This is a genomic window from Methylorubrum populi (genome assembly GCF_002355515.1).
Classification (GTDB): domain Bacteria; phylum Pseudomonadota; class Alphaproteobacteria; order Rhizobiales; family Beijerinckiaceae; genus Methylobacterium; species Methylobacterium populi_A.
Window position 1 is genome coordinate 2,398,055 of the sequence record NZ_AP014809.1, and the last position, 17,565, is coordinate 2,415,619.

Here is a 17,565-nt window from a genome sequence, read left to right on the forward strand (position 1 = left end):
CCCGCCGTCTACAGCCCGGCCAGCCGATGCGCCATGCCGAGGGCGATCTGACCCGAGAGCAGGCTCCAGCCGCAGGCGATCATCGTCGCGATCATCACGAACGGAATCGGCCGGTGCTCGAAGCGGCGGCCGCGCAGGGTGTTGCGCAGGATGATGAAGGGCGCGACGACGGCGATCATCGGCAGCGCGGCCAGCGCTGTGACGCCGCCGGCCTCCAGCAGGCGGAAGCTGGCCCGCCGGTTCGTTGCGTATTCAAAAGCACTCGCGAGCAGCCCCGCCAGCGCGAGACCGACGATGAGCGCCTGGATGGATTCGAGGGAAGACGGGCTCAGGGTCATGACGCGACGCTCCTTCTCAGGATGTGACGCGCAGTCTGACCGATCGTTTACGCCTTGTTAAGAAAGACGTTTCGTTAACGCTAACGCCGCCCACAGGCGAAGCCCGGGGCGGCGCGGGAACGGCGTTGAAGAGGCGTCCCGCCTCAGGCGTCCTCTTCCAGGTCGATGTCGAGAATCGCCATCCGGAAGGTGAAGGAATCGTCGCCGTCCTCCTTGTCGTCGGCGAGCACGCCGATCGATTCGTCGCCGATGAACACCTCGGCGGAATCGCCGGTCTTCATCGCGACGACGCGGATGTTGGCGTTGGCGAACTTGCGGCGCAGGTAGTCCTGCAGCTTGGCGACTTCGGTCTTGGTCACGCCGTCAACCTTCTTGCGAGGCGCCGCATGCCGGGACGCACGATCCCGACGGCAGCGCTGAGGGGTTTGTGATGGTGGTCGGCGGCTTGCCACGTCGGGGGAGGGCAGGCAACCCGCCGCGGACCGGGAGCGGCTTCAGATCCCGCCGGCGATATCGACGAACTCGCTCATCGCCACGAGCTGGTCCATCGAGCGGGCGGGCTCGGCGCAGCCGGCGGCCCCGACGACGCGGGCCGGCACGCCGACGACGGTGGTGTGCGGCGGTACCGAGCGGAGCACGACGGAGCCCGCCGCGACCCGGGCGCAGGCCCCGACCTCGATGTTGCCGAGGATCTTGGCGCCCGCGCCGATCATCACGCCGCGACGGATCTTCGGGTGGCGGTCGCCGCCGTGCTTGCCCGTGCCGCCGAGGGTCACCGCGTGCAGGATCGAGACGTCGTCCTCGATCACCGCGGTGGAGCCGACCACCAGGCCGGTGGCGTGGTCGAAGAACACGCCGCGCCCGATCCGGGCCGCCGGGTGGATATCGGTCTGGAACACTTCCGACGACCGGCTCTGTAGGTAGAGCGCGAGGTCGCGCCGGCCCTGGCCCCAGTACCAGTGGGCGAGCCGGTGGGCCTGGATCGCGTGGAAACCCTTGAAGTAGAGCAGCGGCTCGATCGCCCGGGTCGTCGCCGGGTCGCGATCCATCACCGCGAGGATGTCGGCGCGCATGCTCTGGCCGATGCGGGCATCGTCCTGAAGCGCCTCGTGGAAGCCGTGGGCGACGAGTTCGGTCGAGAGCGAGGCGTGGCCGAGCCGAGTGGCGACGCGGTGGGCCACCGCCGCTTCCAGGCTCGGATGGTTGAGGATGGTCGCCACGAAGAACGAGGCGAGCTGCGGCTCGTCGCGCACCACCGTTTCCGCCTCGGTGCGGACGCGCGTCCAGAGCGGATCGACGATTCCGGCGATCCCTTCGCGCCCTGCGGCCGGGCTGAGCGACGGACTGGCGGACATGCATTCCTCCTCGACAGCGCGGGCTGCCATCCGGCCTGCGGTCGCGACGCGGGTCGCGCCCGGCAGAGTGTTCGGGCCCCGGCGCTGCGGCGGGACAGATTATGCCGCCGGGCCGAGCCCGTGGATACGATCCGTATCGCGCGCGCGACGAGCGAGAGAAGTGTCTTCGCTCACGCCACGGCGAGCTTTACAGCTTGGTGTAACCCGGCGCCGCATCAAGAGGCCGTGTTTCGACCTGCGGCGGATGTCGCCGCTGTCAGGCGGCTGGACGCTTGCCGCCGTTCTCGTTGCCGCTGAACCGGGCCTCGATCACCTCGATCAGACGATCGGCCATGACCTCGACCGGCACGTCGGAGGTGTCCACCACGGCCGACGCCCGGGCGTAGAGCGGCTCGCGGCTGAGCAGCACGGCGCGCAGGTCCTCCAGCACCGAGGTCGGGTCGCCCTTGCCCTCGACATGGCCCTGATCGCGCACCCGCTGCAGATGCTCCTCGGGCCGGGCCTGCAGCCAGATCGTGTAGAACGAGGACAGGAGCAGGTCGTAGGTCAGCGGCTCGGCGACGATGCTGCCGCCGGTGGCGAGCACCATCGGTCCCGGCTGCTCGGCGAGGCCGCGCAGGGCCTTCTGCTCCAGCCGGCGGTAGCCCTCCTGGCCGTAGATCGCGAAGATCTCGCGCACCGACAGGCCGTTCTCGCGCTCGATCTCGGTGTTGAGCTCCACGAAGCGCCAGCCGAGATGGGCGGCCGCCATCCGGCCTAGCGTCGACTTGCCGGCACCGCGCAGGCCCACGAGCGCCACGCGCCGCCGCACCGTGCGCGCTTCCGCGCCGGTCGAGCCCGCGAGCGCCGACTTGGCCAGGGCGATCTGATCCGGGCTCGCCTGATCGAGCAGGTCGCGGATGACGCGCCAATCGGAGGAGGTCTCCTGGGTCGACACGAGATCGTCGAGTCGCATGCCCATCGCGTTGGCGACGCGCCGCAGCAGGATGATCGACACGTTGCCCTGACCACTCTCGAGTTGGGCGATGTAGCGCTCGGACAGGCCGGAGGCCTGCGAGAGCAGCTTGCGCGACAATCCGCGCACCGTCCGGGCGTGACGCACCCGTCGGCCGAGTTCGTTGAGGAAACTCGCCTCTTGTTCGGCCGCGTCGGTCATGGCCTCACTCACCTCATCGTCCTTTCCGACGCCCGCCTCGATCCGCATCCATGTCGGCCGTCCCCGACGAGGCCCCCACCTCTTGTCCAGGATACCGTCCGCTCGTCCGGGTTTCCGGCCGAGCGACACCCGCTGCAACGCGCGGGCCAGGGCGCGCATGGTATGGCGGGTTCGGCGCACATCTGGAGATTGCCAGGCTGCAGCGCAACCCACCTCGCAAGCGTGGCATCCATGCGATCTCACCGGTGGATAATATATGATATCCCGCAATGCGAGATACGACGCTGCAAAACATTACTCCGTGAACGTCACGCCCTCGAAAAGGGTGCGCCCGAGCGGGTCCGTCCGGAAGCCGCTCACCGTGCGCCGAATCGCCATGTGGACCACGGTGTGGGCGAGCGGCACCCAAGGGGCGGCCTCGCGGAAGCGGGCCTGCGCGTCCCGATAGAGCCGGGTGCGGACAACGCGGTCGTCGGTGCGGCGGGCTGCCTGCACCGCGGCATCGTAGCCGGGATCGCACCAGCGGGCGAGGTTGGCGCCTCCCGGCGCCGCTGCCCGGCAGCCGAGCAGCACGTTCATGAAGTTGTCCGGATCCCCGTTGTCGCTGGTCCAGCCGTAGAGCATCATTGTCGGCGTACCGCCATAGAGCGCGGCCCGGTACGCGTTCCAGTCGCGGGTGGTCAGCTCGGCGCGAATGCCGATGCGGGCGAGGTCGGCGCGGATCATGTCCGCCACGCGCCGTCCATTCGGGTTGTAGGGCCGGCTGACCGGCAGGAACCAGAGATCGGTCTCGAACCCCTCGGCAAAGCCGGCCTCGGCGAGCAGGCGGGCGGCGGCCTCGCGGTCGAAGGCGAGTTCGGGCAGGTCACGGTCGAAGGCCCAGCTCGACGGTGGCAGCGGGCTGTGCGCCACCGTGCCGGCCGGCCCGTAGACGGCCTCGACGATGGCGCGGCGGTCGATGGCGAGGCTGACGGCGCGGCGCACCCGCGGATCGCTCATCGGCGGCCGCGCGGTGTTGAGCGCGAGATAGGCGACGTTCAGCTCCTCCCCCGACACCAGCGCGAGGTCGGGATCGGCCCGCACCGCGTCGAGGTCCGCCGGGCCGGGAAACGCCATCACGTGGCATTCGCCGGCCTTGAGCTTGGTCAGCCGCACCGCCGTGTTCGGCGTGATCGAGAAGACGAGGGTCTCGACGGCACCCGTCTCGGCCTTCGCCGGCCCGCGCCAGTATTCCGGGAAGCGGCGGTAGCGCAGGGCCACGTCCGGGCGATAGTCGACGAAGCGGAACGGGCCGGTGCCGACCGGCGCGCGGGCGAGCGCCTCCGGCGTTCCCCGGCGCGCGAGATGCTCGGCATATTCCGCCGACAGGATGCTGCCGAAGGCCTGGGCGAGGTTGGGCAGGAAGGTCGCGTCCGGCTCCTTGAGCCGGAAGCGGACCCGGCGCTCGTCGAGCCGCTCGATCCCTTCGATCAGGCTGGCGAGGCCGAGATCGCGGAAATAGGCGAAGTCGCCGCCGGCCCGGTGATAGGGATGGTCCGGCTTCCACTGGCGGAGGAAGCTGAACAGCACGTCGTCGGCGTTGAGCGGGCGGCTCGGCGTGAAGCCGGCATTTGCATGAAAGCGCACGCCCGCCCGCAGAGTGAAGTCGTAGGTCCGCCCCTCGTCGGAGACCTGCCAAGATTCGGCGAGCCCCGGCCGCAGCTCGGTGGTGCCGGGGGCGAACTCGACGAGGCTGTTGAACATCTGCCACGTCGCGCTCATCGCCGTCGTCGTGGTGACGAGACCGGGATCGAGGGATTCCGGATTGCCCTCCGAGCAATAGACCAGGGTCCGGTCCTGCCCCGCAGGCGTGCTCACCGGGCCGGTGGCGGCCGCCAGGGGGGCGGGCGCAAGGCTGGCCAAGAGGGCGACAACGGCTGCTCTCAGGCGGGCGCGGCGTCTCATGGCGCCGGCGCCCCGGCGGGCCGGCGAACGGGGCCCGGCCGCTCGGCCTCGCCGGGCGTCCGCGGGAATTCGAGCCGCACGAGGGTACCCCGGCCCGGCTCGCTCTCGACGGTGATGCGGCCCTGGAGCCTGGCTGTCACGAGGTTGTGCACGATGTGCATGCCGAGCCCGGTGCTGCCGTGGGAGCGGGCGGTGGTGAAGAACGGGTCGAAGATCCGTCCAAGATGCTCCGGTGCGATGCCGCCGCCGTCGTCGCTCACCTCCAGCCGCACGAGAGGTCCGGCGCCCGAGACCCGCACGGTGATGGTTCCGGGCCGTTCGGCGCCGGCGAAGCCGTGCACCACGGCGTTGGCGACGAGGTTCGTGACGATCTGCGCCAGCACGCCGGGATAGGTGTCGACGACGATGCCGGAGGGGGCGTCGCGCTGAATCCTGTGGCCGCCCTTGCGCAGCATCGGCTGGAGGCTCGCGAGCAGCTCGCCGAGCCAGACATCGAGGTCGAAACGTCGGCGCTCGTCGCTCGCCCGATCCACCGCCACCTGCTTGAAGCCGTGGACGAGATCGGCGGCGCGGGTCAGGTTCGCGCAGAGCAGTTGCGTCCCCTCGCCGACGCGATCGACGAAATGGGTCAGGCGCGAGCGGGAGAGCGTGCCCGCGGCGACCAGTCCCTGGAAGGCCCGCGTCTCGTCGCGCACCAGCGTCGCGGTGGTGAGGGCGATGCCGAGCGGCGTGTTGATTTCATGGGCGACGCCGGCCACGAGCTGTCCCAGGGAAGCGAGCTTTTCCGCGCGGATCAGATCGTCCTGAGCCTGATGCAGGTCGTTCAGGGCCTGGTCCGCCTGGTCCTTGGCCCGCCGGAGCGCCCGCTCGCGTCGGCCGATCTCCGTCACGAAGAAGTTCGTCGCCCGCGCGATGTCGCCGAGTTCGTCGGTGCGCTGCGTGCCGGAGAGCCCTTCCGCCTTCGGGTCGGCGGCGAGCGCGATCATGTCGCCCTGGAGCTGGCGCAGCGGCACGAGGATCGAGCGGGCCACCGCCAGCGCCACGAGCGCTCCGAGCAGAACGCCGGCCGCCGCCCCGGCGAGGAGGAGCTGGCCGAGGAAGGTGCCGAACCGGTCGGCATCCTCGACCGCGTCGTCGTTGAGCGCGCGGGCGGCCTCGCTCAGGCTCGCGGCGAGACCGTCCATCTCGGCGAGCATCGCGTTCTGCCGCTTGAGGCCGTCGACGGTGGTGGCGAGCCGCGCGCGCCAACCGTCGATGGCCTCGATCATCTCGGACTGGATCAGCGGCGAGATCGGCAGGGCGGACGCGCTCGCGGAGAGCCGCTCGCCCTCTCCGAGCATGGTCGAGACGGCCTCGCCGTCCCGGCGCGCCAGCGCCTCGGCGGTGCGCTGGCCGAGCTTGAGCGTCGTAATGCCGATGTTCTGCGTCGCCTGCTCGGTCGCGTTCGCCTCCCCGGCATAGGCGAGGAGCTGCGCCACCTCGTCGTCGAGCGTGCGCTGCTCGGAGGTCACGATCTTGAGCAGGCGCTCGCCCCATTCTGTCAGCCGGTCGCCCGCGGCCGGATCGAGGAGGGTTTCGGGGGCGGTCAGGCGCTCGGCCTCCGCGGCGTCGCTCTCGCGGGAGGTGGCGCGCAGGGCGGCCGCGAGATCGCGGCCGGCATGGACGAGGCGGGTGCGCTCGGCGCGCCCGGCCTCCGACGACCCGCCGCGTTCCCGGGCGAGGGCGAGCTGCCATGCGCCGGCGAGCACGGCGTTGAGCCCGGTCACCGCGTCCCGGGTCGCGCGCAGCCGGTTCACCTTGCCCGTCAGTGTCCAGGCGAGATCGACGTTCGAGGCCTGCTGTCGCCCGCGCGCCTGCTCGGCGAGGTCGGTCAGACGGCTCGCGCGCCGGCCCATCTCGGCGATCAGGCCATCGTTCTCGCGGGTGACCGCCGAGAAATCGCGCATCCGCGCCACGTAGCGGTCGAGGGATTGGCGCGCCGTGGCGGCCCGCTCGGCCTGCCCCCGGCTGCGGGCCTGATTCTGAAGGGCCTCCAGGCCGCTTCCGGCCGTGTCGGTCAGATCGAAGAACCGCTTCTCGATCGCGGCGCGCTCCTCGGCGCGGGCGGCGACGAAGTCGTCGCGGACGGATCGCGCCAGGGTGAGGTCGTGATAGACCCGGGCGGCGAGGAGGGCTCCGGTGCGAGCCCGCTCGCCCTGGGCGAGCAGGAACCAGCCCGCCGCCGCGATGGCCGCGGCGACGAGGATCGGGACACCGCCGACCAGGGCAATCTTCCGGCCGACCCGCATCCTCGCCCCGTCGCGGGCTCCCTCGGGAGCGTCCTTCGTCGGGGCGGGATCGTCGCCGGAAAAGCCGCGCCCGACAAGAGCCTCGCCCCGGTCCGGGTGGGGATGGCGGCCGCGGCTGCCCTCACGCCACCACGGTGGCGGTCTGGCGCCGCTTGCGCACCGGCGCGCCCCGGCCGCCGGAGGAGCCGAATCGTCCCTCCTTGGTCGGCGTCGTCTGGACGGTCCGGCCATTGCGGCCGCCCTGCTGACGCCCGTGCAGGATCTCCCGCAGGTGGGCCAGCGTCTCCGGCGAAGCCTCCAAGACCTCCTTCGAAAAATGCGGCATGGCGGCCCTCCTCACTGTCCGGTGAGAGCGATGATGCGCACCCTGCGCCCATCGGCGGCGCAGGCCGTCGGCGTGTAGGGCCACGCGGCGGCACAGGGCGCGGCCGTCGTCGGCGTCTCCCTCTCGGAAATCTTCACGGCTGGGATCTTGGCTGCGGGCGTCTTGGCCGCGAGAGCCTTGACGGCCGGTGCCTCGATCGGCGCCGGGCTCGCCGCCGCCTTCGGGCGGGCGGCGGCGTCCGTCGCGGCCAAGCCGGCGACGAGGCCGGCGGACAGGATCGCGCTCGCGGCGATCATCGTAACCAATCCCTGCATGACATCCCCCGCGGCTTCGCCGTCGTCGATGGGGATGGTTTTAGGCAGGGGGCGTGTCCGGCGTTTTGCGTCGCCGGTCACAGGATCACCGGATCAGGGGGCGTTTGTTGCGTCGGGGGCCGCGCCGACGAAACATTCGGTGGCGAGGACGTTCTTCAATCCCCTTCGGGCCGGAAGATGTAGCCCAGGCCGCGCACGGTGCGGATGTAGCGCGGGTTGGCGGGGTCCGGCTCCACCTTCTTGCGGATGCGGTTGATTCGCACGTCGATCGCCCGGTCGAACGCCTCCGGATCGCGGGCATCGGCGAGGTCGAGCAGCCGCTCGCGGGACAAGGCCCGCTTCGGATGGTCGGCGAAGGCCTTGAGGAGATCGAATTCCGAGCGGGTGAGCGGCTGCTCCACGCCCGCGTCGTCGCGCAGGCGCAGGGCGTCGAGTTCGAGCCACTTCGTGCCGAACCGGACGGTGCGCGCGGGCGCTGCCGGTTCGCGTGCCGGCGCTGCGGCGGGCGTCTGGAGAGAGGGCTCGGCATGGGGGGGAGGGGCCGGCGGCGCGGCCTGCGCCCGCCGCAGCACCGATCGCACCCGGGCGACGAGTTCGCGCAGCTCGCAGGGCTTGGGCAGGTAGTCGTCCGCGCCGAGTTCGAGCCCCACCACCCGGTCGATCGGACTCGCGGTCGCCGTCAGCATGATGATCGGGATCGGGCTTCTCGCCTTGAGATCCCGAACGATCGAGAGGCCGTCCTCCTCGGGCATGTTGAGGTCGAGCACGATCAGGTCAGGCCTGCGGATCTGCAGGTGGGCCCGCAGCGCCCGCCCGCCCTCGCACAGGGCCACGTCGAAGCCGTGCAGGCGCAGATAGTCGCCGACCATGGCGCGGGCGTCCGCCTCGTCGTCGACGACGGCGATGTGGGGGCCGGTCGGGCTCATGGATGGTCGCCGATCCAAATGGGTGAAGAGTATCCTGTCGTCACCTCGATCTTCCCTCGAATCGAAAGACGCGTCCGGCCGGCTTCAACAGCTTTCGCCCTCACCATGCCCGATCGTGCCTGACTTGGCGACGCCGCCGAGGCGGCCGTCAACGGGCTCTTGCGGGGTGCGTGACGGCGGCCTGGTGCGCGATCATTGAAGCCGTTCGGCGCGTGCCGTTGAAAGATGTGTTGAGAGCATCCGTCTTTCGCTAAGATTTCTTCGCGGGTTCTCGTTAAACATCGCGGTGTGTGCTTTCGAACGGCACAGCTGCCCGCGCCGGCCCACGAAGAGCGACGAGAGGACGCTCGTGATGCTGATCCGGTCAGCGAAGGCATGCGGGTCGCCTCGAAGAGCGCGAAAGGCCTTCACGCGATGAACGACGCGACCGACGACGACTGGCTCGAACTGATCCCCGACGAGGCGGTGGAGGCGCCGGCCCGCACCGGCTCGTGGACGATCGCGGTGATCGACGACGACCCCGCGGTCCACGAGGGTACCCGCTACGCGCTCGCCGGCTACAGCCTCGACGGGCGTGGCCTCGACATCCTCTCCGCCCATTCGGGCCAGGAGGCGCGGGCGCTGCTCGCCGAGCGGCGCGACGTCGCCATCGTGCTGCTCGACGTGGTGATGGAGACCGACGACGCGGGCCTCAAACTCGTCGACTACATCCGGCGGGATCTGAAGGAGGAGACCGTCCGCATCATCCTGCGGACCGGCCAGCCGGGTCAGGCGCCGGAGCGGCGCGTCATCGTCGATTACGACATCAACGACTACAAGGCGAAGACCGAACTCACCGCCGACAAGCTCTTCACCAGTCTCACCGCGGCCTTGCGGGCCTATCAGCAGCTCCGGCGGCTCGACGAGACCCGGCGCGGTCTCGAGATCATCATCGACGCCGCGCCGATGCTCCTCGACCACAAGTCGATGCAGCGGCTGGCCGAGGGAGTGCTCACCCAGGTCGCCTCGCTCCTCAACGTCGATTGCGCCGGCATCCTCGTCCTGCGCGAGGACGAGCGCGAGGAGAGGCGCGAATCCGACGACCGGCGCGGGGGCGGCTTCTGCGTGCTCGCCGGCTCGGGGCTCTACGGCGGCTATGTCGGCCGCGACCCCGGCTGGCCGCTCGACCCCGGCATCCAGCCCCTGGTCGAGCAGGCCTTCGCCGCCCGCCGCCACAGCTTCGGCGATCACCTTTCCACGCTCTACGTCCAGACCGCGAGCGGCAGCGAGATCGTCGCGCTGATTGACACCGACCGCCCGCTCTCCGACACCGACCGCGCGCTGATCACCCTGCTGGCGGGACGTCTCTCGGTCGCCTTCGACAACGTGATTCTCTACGAGCGGCTGCAGCGCGCCAACGTCACCCTGGAGCAGCGGGTGGTCGAGCGCACCGCCGAGCTGATCCGCGCCAACCGCCGCCTCGACATGCAGCGCTCCGACCTGCGCCGGGCCAACAGCCTCAAGACCGAGATCCTGGGCACCATCGCCCACGACCTGAAGAACCCGCTCTCGGTGATCCTGGGCCGGTCCGAGATGCTGGCCGACCTGATCGGCCTCGATCAGGGGGAGGCGTCCAACTCGGAGCAGGCGCGGACCGCGATGCGGACCCAGGTCGATCACATCCGCACCTCGGCCACGCGCCTGATCGGCATGATCGACAGCCTCATGGCCGACGCCATGAACGACGCCCTCGACATCACCCTGCGGCGCGAGCCGGTCGATCTGGCCGGCCTCGCCCGAGAGGTCTGCGAGGCCAACCGGCCGCTCGCCGATTCGAAGGGCCAGAGCCTGACGACGGATCTCGCCGTCCCGCTCCAGCTCTGCGGCGATGCCGAACGGCTGCGCGAGGCCCTCGACAACCTCGTCTCGAACGCGATCAAGTACTCCTTCCCCGGCGGCGCGATCGCGGTGAGCGTGCGGGAGGAGGGGGGCGACTACGTTTGCGCGGTGGCCGACCAGGGCCCCGGCCTGTCCCCGGAGGATGCCGGCCGCCTGTTCGGCCGCTACCAGCGCCTCTCGGCCAAGCCCACCGGCGGCGAGGGATCGACCGGGCTCGGCCTCTCCATCGTCAAGCGCATCGCCGAGCTCCATGGCGGCCGCGCCGAGGCGTTCTCCGACGGGCCGGGGCGGGGCGCCGTCTTCGCGATGCGCTTTCCCAAGGAGGCGGTGGGGCTGGTGTAGGAACCGCCGCCGAAGGATTCAGCAGGAAGATGTGGCTGTCGTCGTCCGGATCGTCTTCCGGAACGGGCCGATCAGGCGCTCGTACTCGGCTTCCGCCGGACCGTAGCTGTTTCCGGCCAGGTCGCAGAGCATCCCGCGGTCGCGCACGATGATCAGGGCCCGCCTCGCCTGGATCGCGCCGTAGCCTTCCAGCGCCTGGATCGCGAGCGTCACGGTGGACCGCTGGGTCGCCAGCATGATCGACAGGAAATCGTGGGTGAGGGAGAGTTCGTCGCCCTCCAGCCGGTCGTGCGCCATGAGGATCCAGCGGGCCAAGCGCTCCTCGACGGTATAGGCGCCGTTCGACATCGCCGTCTGGCTGACGGTCATCATCACCGTATGCGCGTAGCGCAGCAGCAGGCCGTGCAGGGCCGGGCTGTTCCGCAGGGCGTCGCGGAACGCCGCGATCCCGATCCGCAGCCAGGGGCCGCCGACCTGAACCAGAAGCTCGTGCGGGGCGCGATCCGCGTACAGCACGCTGGCGGTGCTGACCATGCCCTCTTGGCCGAAGCAGCCGACCTCGATTCGCCGCCCCTCGCTCATCACGGCGACGTTCGAGGACAGTCCGGCTTCGGGGAAATAGACGAAATCCAGCGGATGCCCGACGGACCAGAGGACGTCGCCCTTCTGGACCTGGACGCGCTCGAACTTCGGCAGAAGCGGCTCCAGCTCTCCCGGCGGCAGCGCCTGAAGCAGGCGGTTTCGCGTTGATAAAACATTCATTTCCGGCCCCGATCACTCGCACTCCCTTGCGAGAACCCCGGCCTGGAACTTGGGTTCGATGATCGCGGCGGGCGCCGCGCCGTCATCCTCGCGCGGACGCCTCGGCCGGGCGGACCGAGCGGCCGGGAGCCCGCCGCCGCCCGGCCCGACGGCGCAGCGCGTAGAGCGTCAGCCCGGTGGCGAAGAAACCCGGAAGCGCCAGTGCCGCGAGGCAGAACAACAGGGCGGCGGGCGCGCCGAAGAAGCGGCCCCGATGCACCTCGAGCATGTTGTCGGCGATGCGCTGGCCGAGACTCGCGGCATCTGCCCGCCTGTCATCGAGCACGGCGCCGGTGCGGGCGTCGTAGCTGGCCTCGTTGCGGAGCGCCGCATCCGGAGCGTACCAGCGGATGCGGATCGCCGATGCCTCCGGCCCCGGCAGGGTCAGGGTGGCCAGGGCCGCGATATGCGTGGCCGTGAACGCGGTCCAGGCCGCATCGATCGCGGGCGGGCCCTCGGACGGTTTGCGATCGGCGGCGCGCGTTTCGGACGGCCCGACCGACCGCTCCTTCGGCGCCTTCGCCGTGACTTGCCCTGTGACCTGCCCCGCAACCTGTCCTGTGAGGAGCCACGTCGCGCCCGCACGATACCACTCATAGGACCACCAAAGGCCCGACAGGGCGCTCACCGCGTAGACCGGCAGCAGCCAGGTGCCCGCGACCGCGTGCAGCGACCACCAGCGGGCCCGGCCCGGCCGGGCGAGGTTCGGCCGGAGCCACACCCGCCAGCCGTGCCGCCCGGGCCAGCGCAGGTACAGCCCGCTGCCGAGGAAGATCAGGAGGGCGACGGCGCAGGCGCCGGTGATCGTGCGGCCCCAGCCCTTGCCCTCGCCGGGCAGCAGCAGCCAGCGGTGCAGCGCCCGCACGGTCCCGAAGAAGCCCTCCAGCCGCACCGCGCCGAGCACGGTGCCGTCGGTGGGGTCGGCGTAGACGGACGGCGACCGTTCGCCGCCGGCACGGTTGCGGGCGAAGCGCACGACCGCGCTGCGACCTGGATCGCCCGGGAGCGTCAGCGCGGCGACCCGCTCGCCGGGATGCTGCGCCTCGATCCGTGCGGCCAGCGCCGACGGCGCGAGCGGCGGACGGTCCTGCGCCGCCCCGATCTGCGTCCGGTCGCGGTTGGCCAGGGCAGTGATGGCCTCCTCGTAGCTCATCAGGGCGCCGGTGAATCCCATGAGCGCGAGCACGAGCCCTGCGGTGAGGCCGAGTGCCCAATGCAGGCGGAACAGCGCGGTGCGGGCGTGGGAAAAGGCGGAGGGCATGAGGCTCCGAGAAAAGGACTCGTTCGGATCTCGGCAAGACCCCTGATCAGTAGCGCGCCGTCAGGCTGGCGAGCACCGTGAGCGGGGCGCCGGGGAGGTTGTTGAACTCGTTGAAGGGCTGCTCGATGTAGCGCCGGTCAGTGAGGTTGCGGCCGTTCACGGCGAAGCGCCAGGTCGGGTCGATCTCGTAGAACAGCGTCGCGTCGAGGCGGGCATAGGCGCCGACCTTGTAGGTGTTGGTGATGTCGCCGAAGCGCTCGCCGACATAGGTGAGGCCGGCGCCGAAGCCCCAGCCCCGCAACGGCCCGCCCTGGAACTGGTAGGTCGACCACAGGCTGGCGCTGAAGACCGGCGCGGCGGGCAGCCGGTTGCCGACGGCCACGGTCGCATCCTTCGTGACCGTGGCATCGAGATAGCCGATGCCGCCGATGATCTTCCAGCCCGGCAGGATCTCCCCGGCGACGTCGCCCTCGAACCCCTGCGACCGCTGCTCGCCGGTGATGATCGAGAAACCGGTATTGACCGGATCGGAGGCGGCGACGTTCGCCCGCAGGATGCGAAAGGCGGCCGCACTCACCGTGAGCCGGTCGGGGATCAGGTCGTAGCGGACGCCGACCTCGACCTGCTCGCCGGTCTCCGGGGGCGGGCTCGCGACGTTGAGGACGTTGGCGGTCTGCGGGACGAAGGAGGTCGTGTAGCTGCCGTAGAGCGTCAGCGGCTCGATCGGCCGCCAGACGAGGCCGACCCGCGGCGAGACCCCGGTGAGGTTCTGCTCCGGCGGGATCGTCCGCGTGGTCGGCGTGCGCTGGAAGTAGAGCTGGTCGGCCGTATCGAAGCGCACGCCGAGCACGAGTTGCAGGCCGGGGAAGAACTCGATCTGATCCTGCAGGTAGAGGCCGAACAGGCTGAGCTTCTGCCGCAGATCGCTCTGCAGGGTCAGCGTGCCGACCTGCGGCACCGAGCCCCGGATCGGGTTGAGGAAGGAGACCGCGGTCGCGGTCCCCTGCGTCGTGTAGGGGTGGCGGAAGCCGTCCACGATTTCGAAACCGGCCAATGCCGTGTGGCTGAAGCCGAACGGATCGACGAAGCGCCCGACCGCCTCGGTCCGGCTGTCGAGGGAATGATAGATCGATTCGCTCTCGGTGAGGCGGCGTGTCACGGTCGTGCCGGCGGCGTTCACCCCCGTTGCCCGGGTCGCGAGCAGGTTGAACGTGCCCCACTGGCCGTTGATCGCCTGCCGCAGCGTCAGGTTCTCGTTGACGTCGTGCTCGGCGAGCAGCGTGATCGAGTTCGATTCGCCGTAGTAGCGCGACCACGACTCACCGTAGAAGCGGCGGACGTTGTCGAGCGGCACCCGGCCGCGGAAGGCGATCAGGCCCTCGTCGTACTGGCTGTGCTGACGGGTGAATTCGGCGTTGAGAGAGACCCGCGTCGAGGGATCGGGCGTCCAGACGAAGGCCGGGGCGAAGAAGTGCCGGGAATTTTCCGGGCCGCCGAAATCGCGGAAGGTCGCCTCGTTCTGCGTGCCGAAGCTGAACCGGGCGGCAAGCCCCTCCACGCTCGGGATCGCACCCGAGACCGAGCCCTGCACCCGCCGGAAGCCGAACGAGCCGCCCTGGACGGTCATGTCGGCGGAGGGCGTGAGCGTGGGCTGGCGCGTGACGATGTTGATCAGGCCGCCGGGATTGCCCTGGCCGTAGAGCACGGAGGCCGGACCTTTCAGCACCTCCACGCGCTCGACATTGGCGAGGTCGCGCTGCGTCGGTTGGAACGTGTTGGCCGGGTTCAGAACGAGGCCGTCGATGGCGTAGGTCTGGGTACGGAAGCCGCGCAGGATGTAGGTGTCGGAGCGGCCCTGGATGGTGCCGCCCGGCTGGACATTGCTGACATTGGTGAGCACGTCGGTGAGGCGCACGTCCTGCTGATCGACCAGAACCTCGCGCGGGACGACCTGGATCGATTGCGGCGTGTCGCGAAGCGCCGTGTCCGTGCGCGTCGCGGTGGCCGAGCGCGTGGCCCGGTATCCGACGACGGGGCCGCCCGCCCGCTCGCCGCTCCCCGTGACGGAGAGTTCGGACAGGATGGCCTCGGCGCTCTCCGGCGGGACAGGCTGTGCGTGCGCGCCGAGAGGCCAGGACAGGGCAAGACAGGCCACAGCAAGACAGAACGGACCACGACCAGACAGCCCATTCGAACCGGCGGAGAAGATGATCGCTCCACCTCCGTCAGGACACTCTTTTCCCCGCGCCGCGCTGCACATCGCCGTTCCATGTCGAGAGCCGGCTGTTCGAAACCGGTCCTGCGCCTTTACCTATGTTGCTCCGTGCGCGGCAAGCTTTTGCCGGGATCATCGACAGGACTTTGCCGCTCTGCGGCCAATCGTGGCGGCGGCACAACAATTTATTCCAAGTCTAAAGTAAGAATAGCTTGGGCTAACCCGTCGGTGCGGACGATCCAGTCCGAGTTGCGGCCTGCCGGAACCGCCCCGCTCGGAGGCGGCCTTCGTCCCGGTTCGGCAATGCTCGCGTTGCATCCGCTTTCGTGTCTACAATCCACGGAGGTTTGCCGCGGTGGGGACGCACCGAGATGCGACGCCTTCTCAAGTTCCTCCACACGATGGGGGCGATCGGGCTGATGGGGGCGATGGCCTGCCTCATCGTCCTCCTGAGCCTCACCCCGCCGCCGGAGGCACTCGCCGGCTACGCCCTGATGCGCGGGGCGATGGGTGCGGTCGCGACGTGGATTTTCCTGCCCTCCCTCGCCTTCACGCTGGTGGCCGGGCTGCTGGCTGTGGCGTTCCATCCGGGCTTCCGGGAGGCGGGCTGGGCCTGGGTCAAGCTCGCCACCGGCGTGCTGGTGTTCGAGGGCGGCTTCGTCGGCATCCAGGGGCCGATGCAGGAGGAAGCCCGGCGCAGCGCGGCCGCGCTCCGGGGCGAGATCGATGCGGCCACCCTCACGGGCGCGCTCGCGGCCGAGCGCAACACCCTCTGGGTGATCCTCGCGGTCGCGGTCCTCAACGTTGCGCTCGGCATCTGGCGGCCGCGCATCCTGCGGCTTCCCCGTTCCGACCTGTCCCGGCCGGCCTGACGCATTTCTCGGTGCCATCCTCGACGGCAGCGCGGAACGGCGTGGCTTCGGGGAACGCTTTCGGGCCAAGTCCCGTTGCCGCCCCAGCCTCGTTGCCGCCCCTGGGATTTGGCTCACATCCGAGGCTGTGCGTCGGGCCGGACTCCGGTAGGCAAGACGACTGGGCGACACAATCAAGCGAGGCGGCGGAGGAGCGGGATGGCGACGCGAGGCTTTACCGGGCGGCCCCCTGCCGCAGCGATCCGCGACCGGCTTCCGCCGGGCCAGTACCTGACCGACGACTTTCCCGTGCTTCAGCTCGGTCCGACGCCGCGGGTCTCGACCGAGGGCTGGCGCTTCACCCTGCGCCAGGGCTCGCGGCCGCTGGCGAGCTGGACCTGGGACGAGTTCGCGCAACTGCCCCGCACCCGCTGGAGCGGCGACATTCACTGCGTGACCAAGTGGTCCAAGTTCGACACCGCCTGGGAGGGCGTGAGCTTCGACGACATCCTCGCGGCGGCCGGCCTCGAGGCGCCGACGGGCTTCCTCCTGGCGGAAAGCCATGACGACTACACCACCAATATCCCGGTGGCGGATCTCACCGGCGGCAAGGCGATGGTGGCGACCCTCTACGACGGCAAACCGATCCCGCCCGACCATGGCGGCCCGGCGCGCCTCCTCGTGCCGCACCTCTACTTCTGGAAAAGCGCCAAGTGGGTGAAGGGTCTGCGCTTCACGCAAGCGGACGAGGCCGGGTTCTGGGAGCTGCGCGGCTACCACATGTACGGTGACCCCTGGCGCGAGCAGCGCTTCAGCGGCGACTGAAAGGATTGCCCGACGTGAGCGGCACCACGTTCTCGCCGTCACCCTGGCGGGCCGCGGCGATCCGGGCGATCACGCCCGTCACGCCGCGGGTGAAGAGCTTCCGCTTCGATCCCCTCGATCGGCCGCACCGGGCCGGCCAGCACGTCGACGTGCGCCTCACCGCGCCCGACGGCTACCAGGCGCAGCGCAGCTACTCCATCGCCTCGGCACCGGGCGACCCCGGGGGCATCGAGCTGATGATTGAGGGACTGGAGACGGGCGAGGTGTCCGGCTTCTTCGACACGGTGGCCGAAATCGGCGACGCGATCGAGCTGCGCGGACCGCTCGGTGCCTTCGACTGGGGACCGGAGGACGGCGGCCCGGTGCTGCTGGTCGGCGGCGGCTCCGGCGTCGTGCCGCTGCTGGCCATGGTGCGCGAGCGGGCCCTGCGGGCGCCCGAGGTGCCGATGCTGCTGATCTACTCGGTGCGCAATTCCGCCGAGGCCATCGCCCGGGCGGAACTCGCCGCCCGATCCCGCGACGAGACCGGCTTCGATCTGACCCTGCTCCTCACCCGCGAGGGCGCGACCGCGGGCCGGCGCATCGACCGCGTGATGATCGACACGGCGATCGAATGCCTCGGCATGCCGCGCCACGCCTTCGTCTGCGGCGGCAACGGCTTCGTCGGCACCGTCGCCGATCTGCTGGTGGATGCCGGCGTGAAGCCAGGTGTGATCCGCACCGAGCGCTTCGGCGGCTGACGGCGC

16 protein-coding genes are annotated in these 17,565 nt (G+C 70.4%); 4 read left to right on the forward strand and 12 right to left on the reverse strand.

Going from position 1 to position 17,565, the window contains the following annotated elements:
- Positions 1 to 8: 8 nt before the first annotated feature.
- The 9 genes from MPPM_RS10960 to MPPM_RS11000 all read right to left on the reverse strand — a co-directional run bounded on the left by MPPM_RS10960 (position 9) and on the right by MPPM_RS11000 (position 8,646).
- Positions 9 to 338: a DUF6949 family protein gene (locus tag MPPM_RS10960; RefSeq protein WP_096485104.1), complete on the reverse strand. Its 330-nt coding sequence runs from the start codon at positions 336 to 338 to the stop codon at positions 9 to 11.
- Between the two features lie 143 nt (positions 339 to 481).
- Complete coding sequence (locus MPPM_RS10965; protein ID WP_017485459.1) at positions 482 to 697, reverse strand: DUF3126 family protein; 216 nt, start codon at positions 695 to 697, stop codon at positions 482 to 484.
- Positions 698 to 832: 135 nt separating this feature from the next.
- Positions 833 to 1,693 carry a serine O-acetyltransferase gene (gene cysE, locus MPPM_RS10970; RefSeq protein ID WP_096485105.1) on the reverse strand — a complete coding sequence of 287 codons (861 nt, stop codon included), beginning with the start codon at positions 1,691 to 1,693 and terminating at the stop codon, positions 833 to 835.
- Between the two features lie 256 nt (positions 1,694 to 1,949).
- The gene (locus tag MPPM_RS10975) at positions 1,950 to 2,897 is read right to left on the reverse strand and encodes a helix-turn-helix transcriptional regulator (protein ID WP_096485106.1); all 948 of its coding nucleotides are present in this window, start codon (positions 2,895 to 2,897) and stop codon (positions 1,950 to 1,952) included.
- A gap of 246 nt (positions 2,898 to 3,143) precedes the next feature.
- Positions 3,144 to 4,793, reverse strand: coding sequence for an ABC transporter substrate-binding protein (locus tag MPPM_RS10980; RefSeq protein ID WP_096485107.1), 1,650 nt, complete (start codon positions 4,791 to 4,793; stop codon positions 3,144 to 3,146).
- Positions 4,790 to 7,081, reverse strand: a complete 2,292-nt coding sequence (locus MPPM_RS10985; RefSeq protein ID WP_096485108.1) for a sensor histidine kinase — start codon at positions 7,079 to 7,081, stop codon at positions 4,790 to 4,792. Before MPPM_RS10985 ends, MPPM_RS10980 begins: the two co-directional genes overlap by 4 nt.
- A gap of 121 nt (positions 7,082 to 7,202) precedes the next feature.
- A complete protein-coding gene (locus MPPM_RS10990; protein ID WP_096485109.1) occupies positions 7,203 to 7,406 on the reverse strand; it encodes a hypothetical protein in 204 nt (67 codons plus the stop codon).
- An 11-nt stretch (positions 7,407 to 7,417) separates the two neighbouring features.
- Positions 7,418 to 7,702, reverse strand: coding sequence for a hypothetical protein (locus MPPM_RS10995; RefSeq protein ID WP_096485110.1), 285 nt, complete (start codon positions 7,700 to 7,702; stop codon positions 7,418 to 7,420).
- Positions 7,703 to 7,875: 173 nt separating this feature from the next.
- Positions 7,876 to 8,646, reverse strand: coding sequence for a response regulator (locus tag MPPM_RS11000; protein ID WP_096485111.1), 771 nt, complete (start codon positions 8,644 to 8,646; stop codon positions 7,876 to 7,878).
- 375 nt (positions 8,647 to 9,021) lie between these two features.
- On the opposite strand from MPPM_RS11000, the gene MPPM_RS11005 reads away from it, so the two are divergent.
- Positions 9,022 to 10,866, forward strand: a complete 1,845-nt coding sequence (locus MPPM_RS11005; protein ID WP_096485112.1) for an ATP-binding response regulator — start codon at positions 9,022 to 9,024, stop codon at positions 10,864 to 10,866.
- 18 nt (positions 10,867 to 10,884) lie between these two features.
- On the opposite strand, the gene MPPM_RS11010 is transcribed toward MPPM_RS11005, so the two are convergent.
- The 3 genes from MPPM_RS11010 to MPPM_RS11020 form a co-directional block, all read right to left on the reverse strand.
- On the reverse strand, positions 10,885 to 11,628 hold the full coding sequence (locus tag MPPM_RS11010; RefSeq protein WP_096485113.1) for a Crp/Fnr family transcriptional regulator: 744 nt from the start codon (positions 11,626 to 11,628) through the stop codon (positions 10,885 to 10,887).
- Positions 11,629 to 11,710: 82 nt separating this feature from the next.
- Positions 11,711 to 12,928: a PepSY-associated TM helix domain-containing protein gene (locus tag MPPM_RS11015; RefSeq protein WP_096485114.1), complete on the reverse strand. Its 1,218-nt coding sequence runs from the start codon at positions 12,926 to 12,928 to the stop codon at positions 11,711 to 11,713.
- 46 nt (positions 12,929 to 12,974) lie between these two features.
- Entirely contained in the window at positions 12,975 to 15,188 is a 2,214-nt protein-coding gene (locus MPPM_RS11020) for a TonB-dependent siderophore receptor (protein ID WP_096485115.1), read from the reverse strand.
- A gap of 326 nt (positions 15,189 to 15,514) precedes the next feature.
- On the opposite strand from MPPM_RS11020, the gene MPPM_RS11025 reads away from it, so the two are divergent.
- The 3 genes from MPPM_RS11025 (at position 15,515) to MPPM_RS11035 (ending at position 17,559) form a co-directional block, all read left to right on the forward strand.
- On the forward strand, positions 15,515 to 16,015 hold the full coding sequence (locus tag MPPM_RS11025; RefSeq protein ID WP_096485116.1) for a hypothetical protein: 501 nt from the start codon (positions 15,515 to 15,517) through the stop codon (positions 16,013 to 16,015).
- Positions 16,016 to 16,213: 198 nt separating this feature from the next.
- Positions 16,214 to 16,819, forward strand: a complete 606-nt coding sequence (locus MPPM_RS11030; RefSeq protein WP_096485117.1) for a sulfite oxidase-like oxidoreductase — start codon at positions 16,214 to 16,216, stop codon at positions 16,817 to 16,819.
- A gap of 5 nt (positions 16,820 to 16,824) precedes the next feature.
- A complete protein-coding gene (locus MPPM_RS11035) occupies positions 16,825 to 17,559 on the forward strand; it encodes an FAD-binding oxidoreductase (protein WP_173807905.1) in 735 nt (244 codons plus the stop codon).
- Positions 17,560 to 17,565: the final 6 nt, after the last annotated feature.

Coding starts and splice junctions, on each gene's coding strand:
- MPPM_RS10960 (WP_096485104.1), bottom strand. CDS start 338: ATGACCCTGAGCCCGTCTTCCCTCGAATCCATCCAGGCGCTCATCGTC.
- cysE (WP_096485105.1), bottom strand. CDS start 1,693: ATGTCCGCCAGTCCGTCGCTCAGCCCGGCCGCAGGGCGCGAAGGGATC.
- MPPM_RS10975 (WP_096485106.1), bottom strand. CDS start 2,897: ATGCGGATCGAGGCGGGCGTCGGAAAGGACGATGAGGTGAGTGAGGCC.
- MPPM_RS10980 (WP_096485107.1), bottom strand. CDS start 4,793: ATGAGACGCCGCGCCCGCCTGAGAGCAGCCGTTGTCGCCCTCTTGGCC.
- MPPM_RS10985 (WP_096485108.1), bottom strand. CDS start 7,081: ATGCGGGTCGGCCGGAAGATTGCCCTGGTCGGCGGTGTCCCGATCCTC.
- MPPM_RS10990 (WP_096485109.1), bottom strand. CDS start 7,406: ATGCCGCATTTTTCGAAGGAGGTCTTGGAGGCTTCGCCGGAGACGCTG.
- MPPM_RS10995 (WP_096485110.1), bottom strand. CDS start 7,702: ATGATCGCCGCGAGCGCGATCCTGTCCGCCGGCCTCGTCGCCGGCTTG.
- MPPM_RS11000 (WP_096485111.1), bottom strand. CDS start 8,646: ATGAGCCCGACCGGCCCCCACATCGCCGTCGTCGACGACGAGGCGGAC.
- MPPM_RS11005 (WP_096485112.1), top strand. CDS start 9,022: ATGCGGGTCGCCTCGAAGAGCGCGAAAGGCCTTCACGCGATGAACGAC.
- MPPM_RS11010 (WP_096485113.1), bottom strand. CDS start 11,628: ATGAATGTTTTATCAACGCGAAACCGCCTGCTTCAGGCGCTGCCGCCG.
- MPPM_RS11015 (WP_096485114.1), bottom strand. CDS start 12,928: ATGCCCTCCGCCTTTTCCCACGCCCGCACCGCGCTGTTCCGCCTGCAT.
- MPPM_RS11020 (WP_096485115.1), bottom strand. CDS start 15,188: ATGTGCAGCGCGGCGCGGGGAAAAGAGTGTCCTGACGGAGGTGGAGCG.
- MPPM_RS11025 (WP_096485116.1), top strand. CDS start 15,515: ATGCGACGCCTTCTCAAGTTCCTCCACACGATGGGGGCGATCGGGCTG.
- MPPM_RS11030 (WP_096485117.1), top strand. CDS start 16,214: ATGGCGACGCGAGGCTTTACCGGGCGGCCCCCTGCCGCAGCGATCCGC.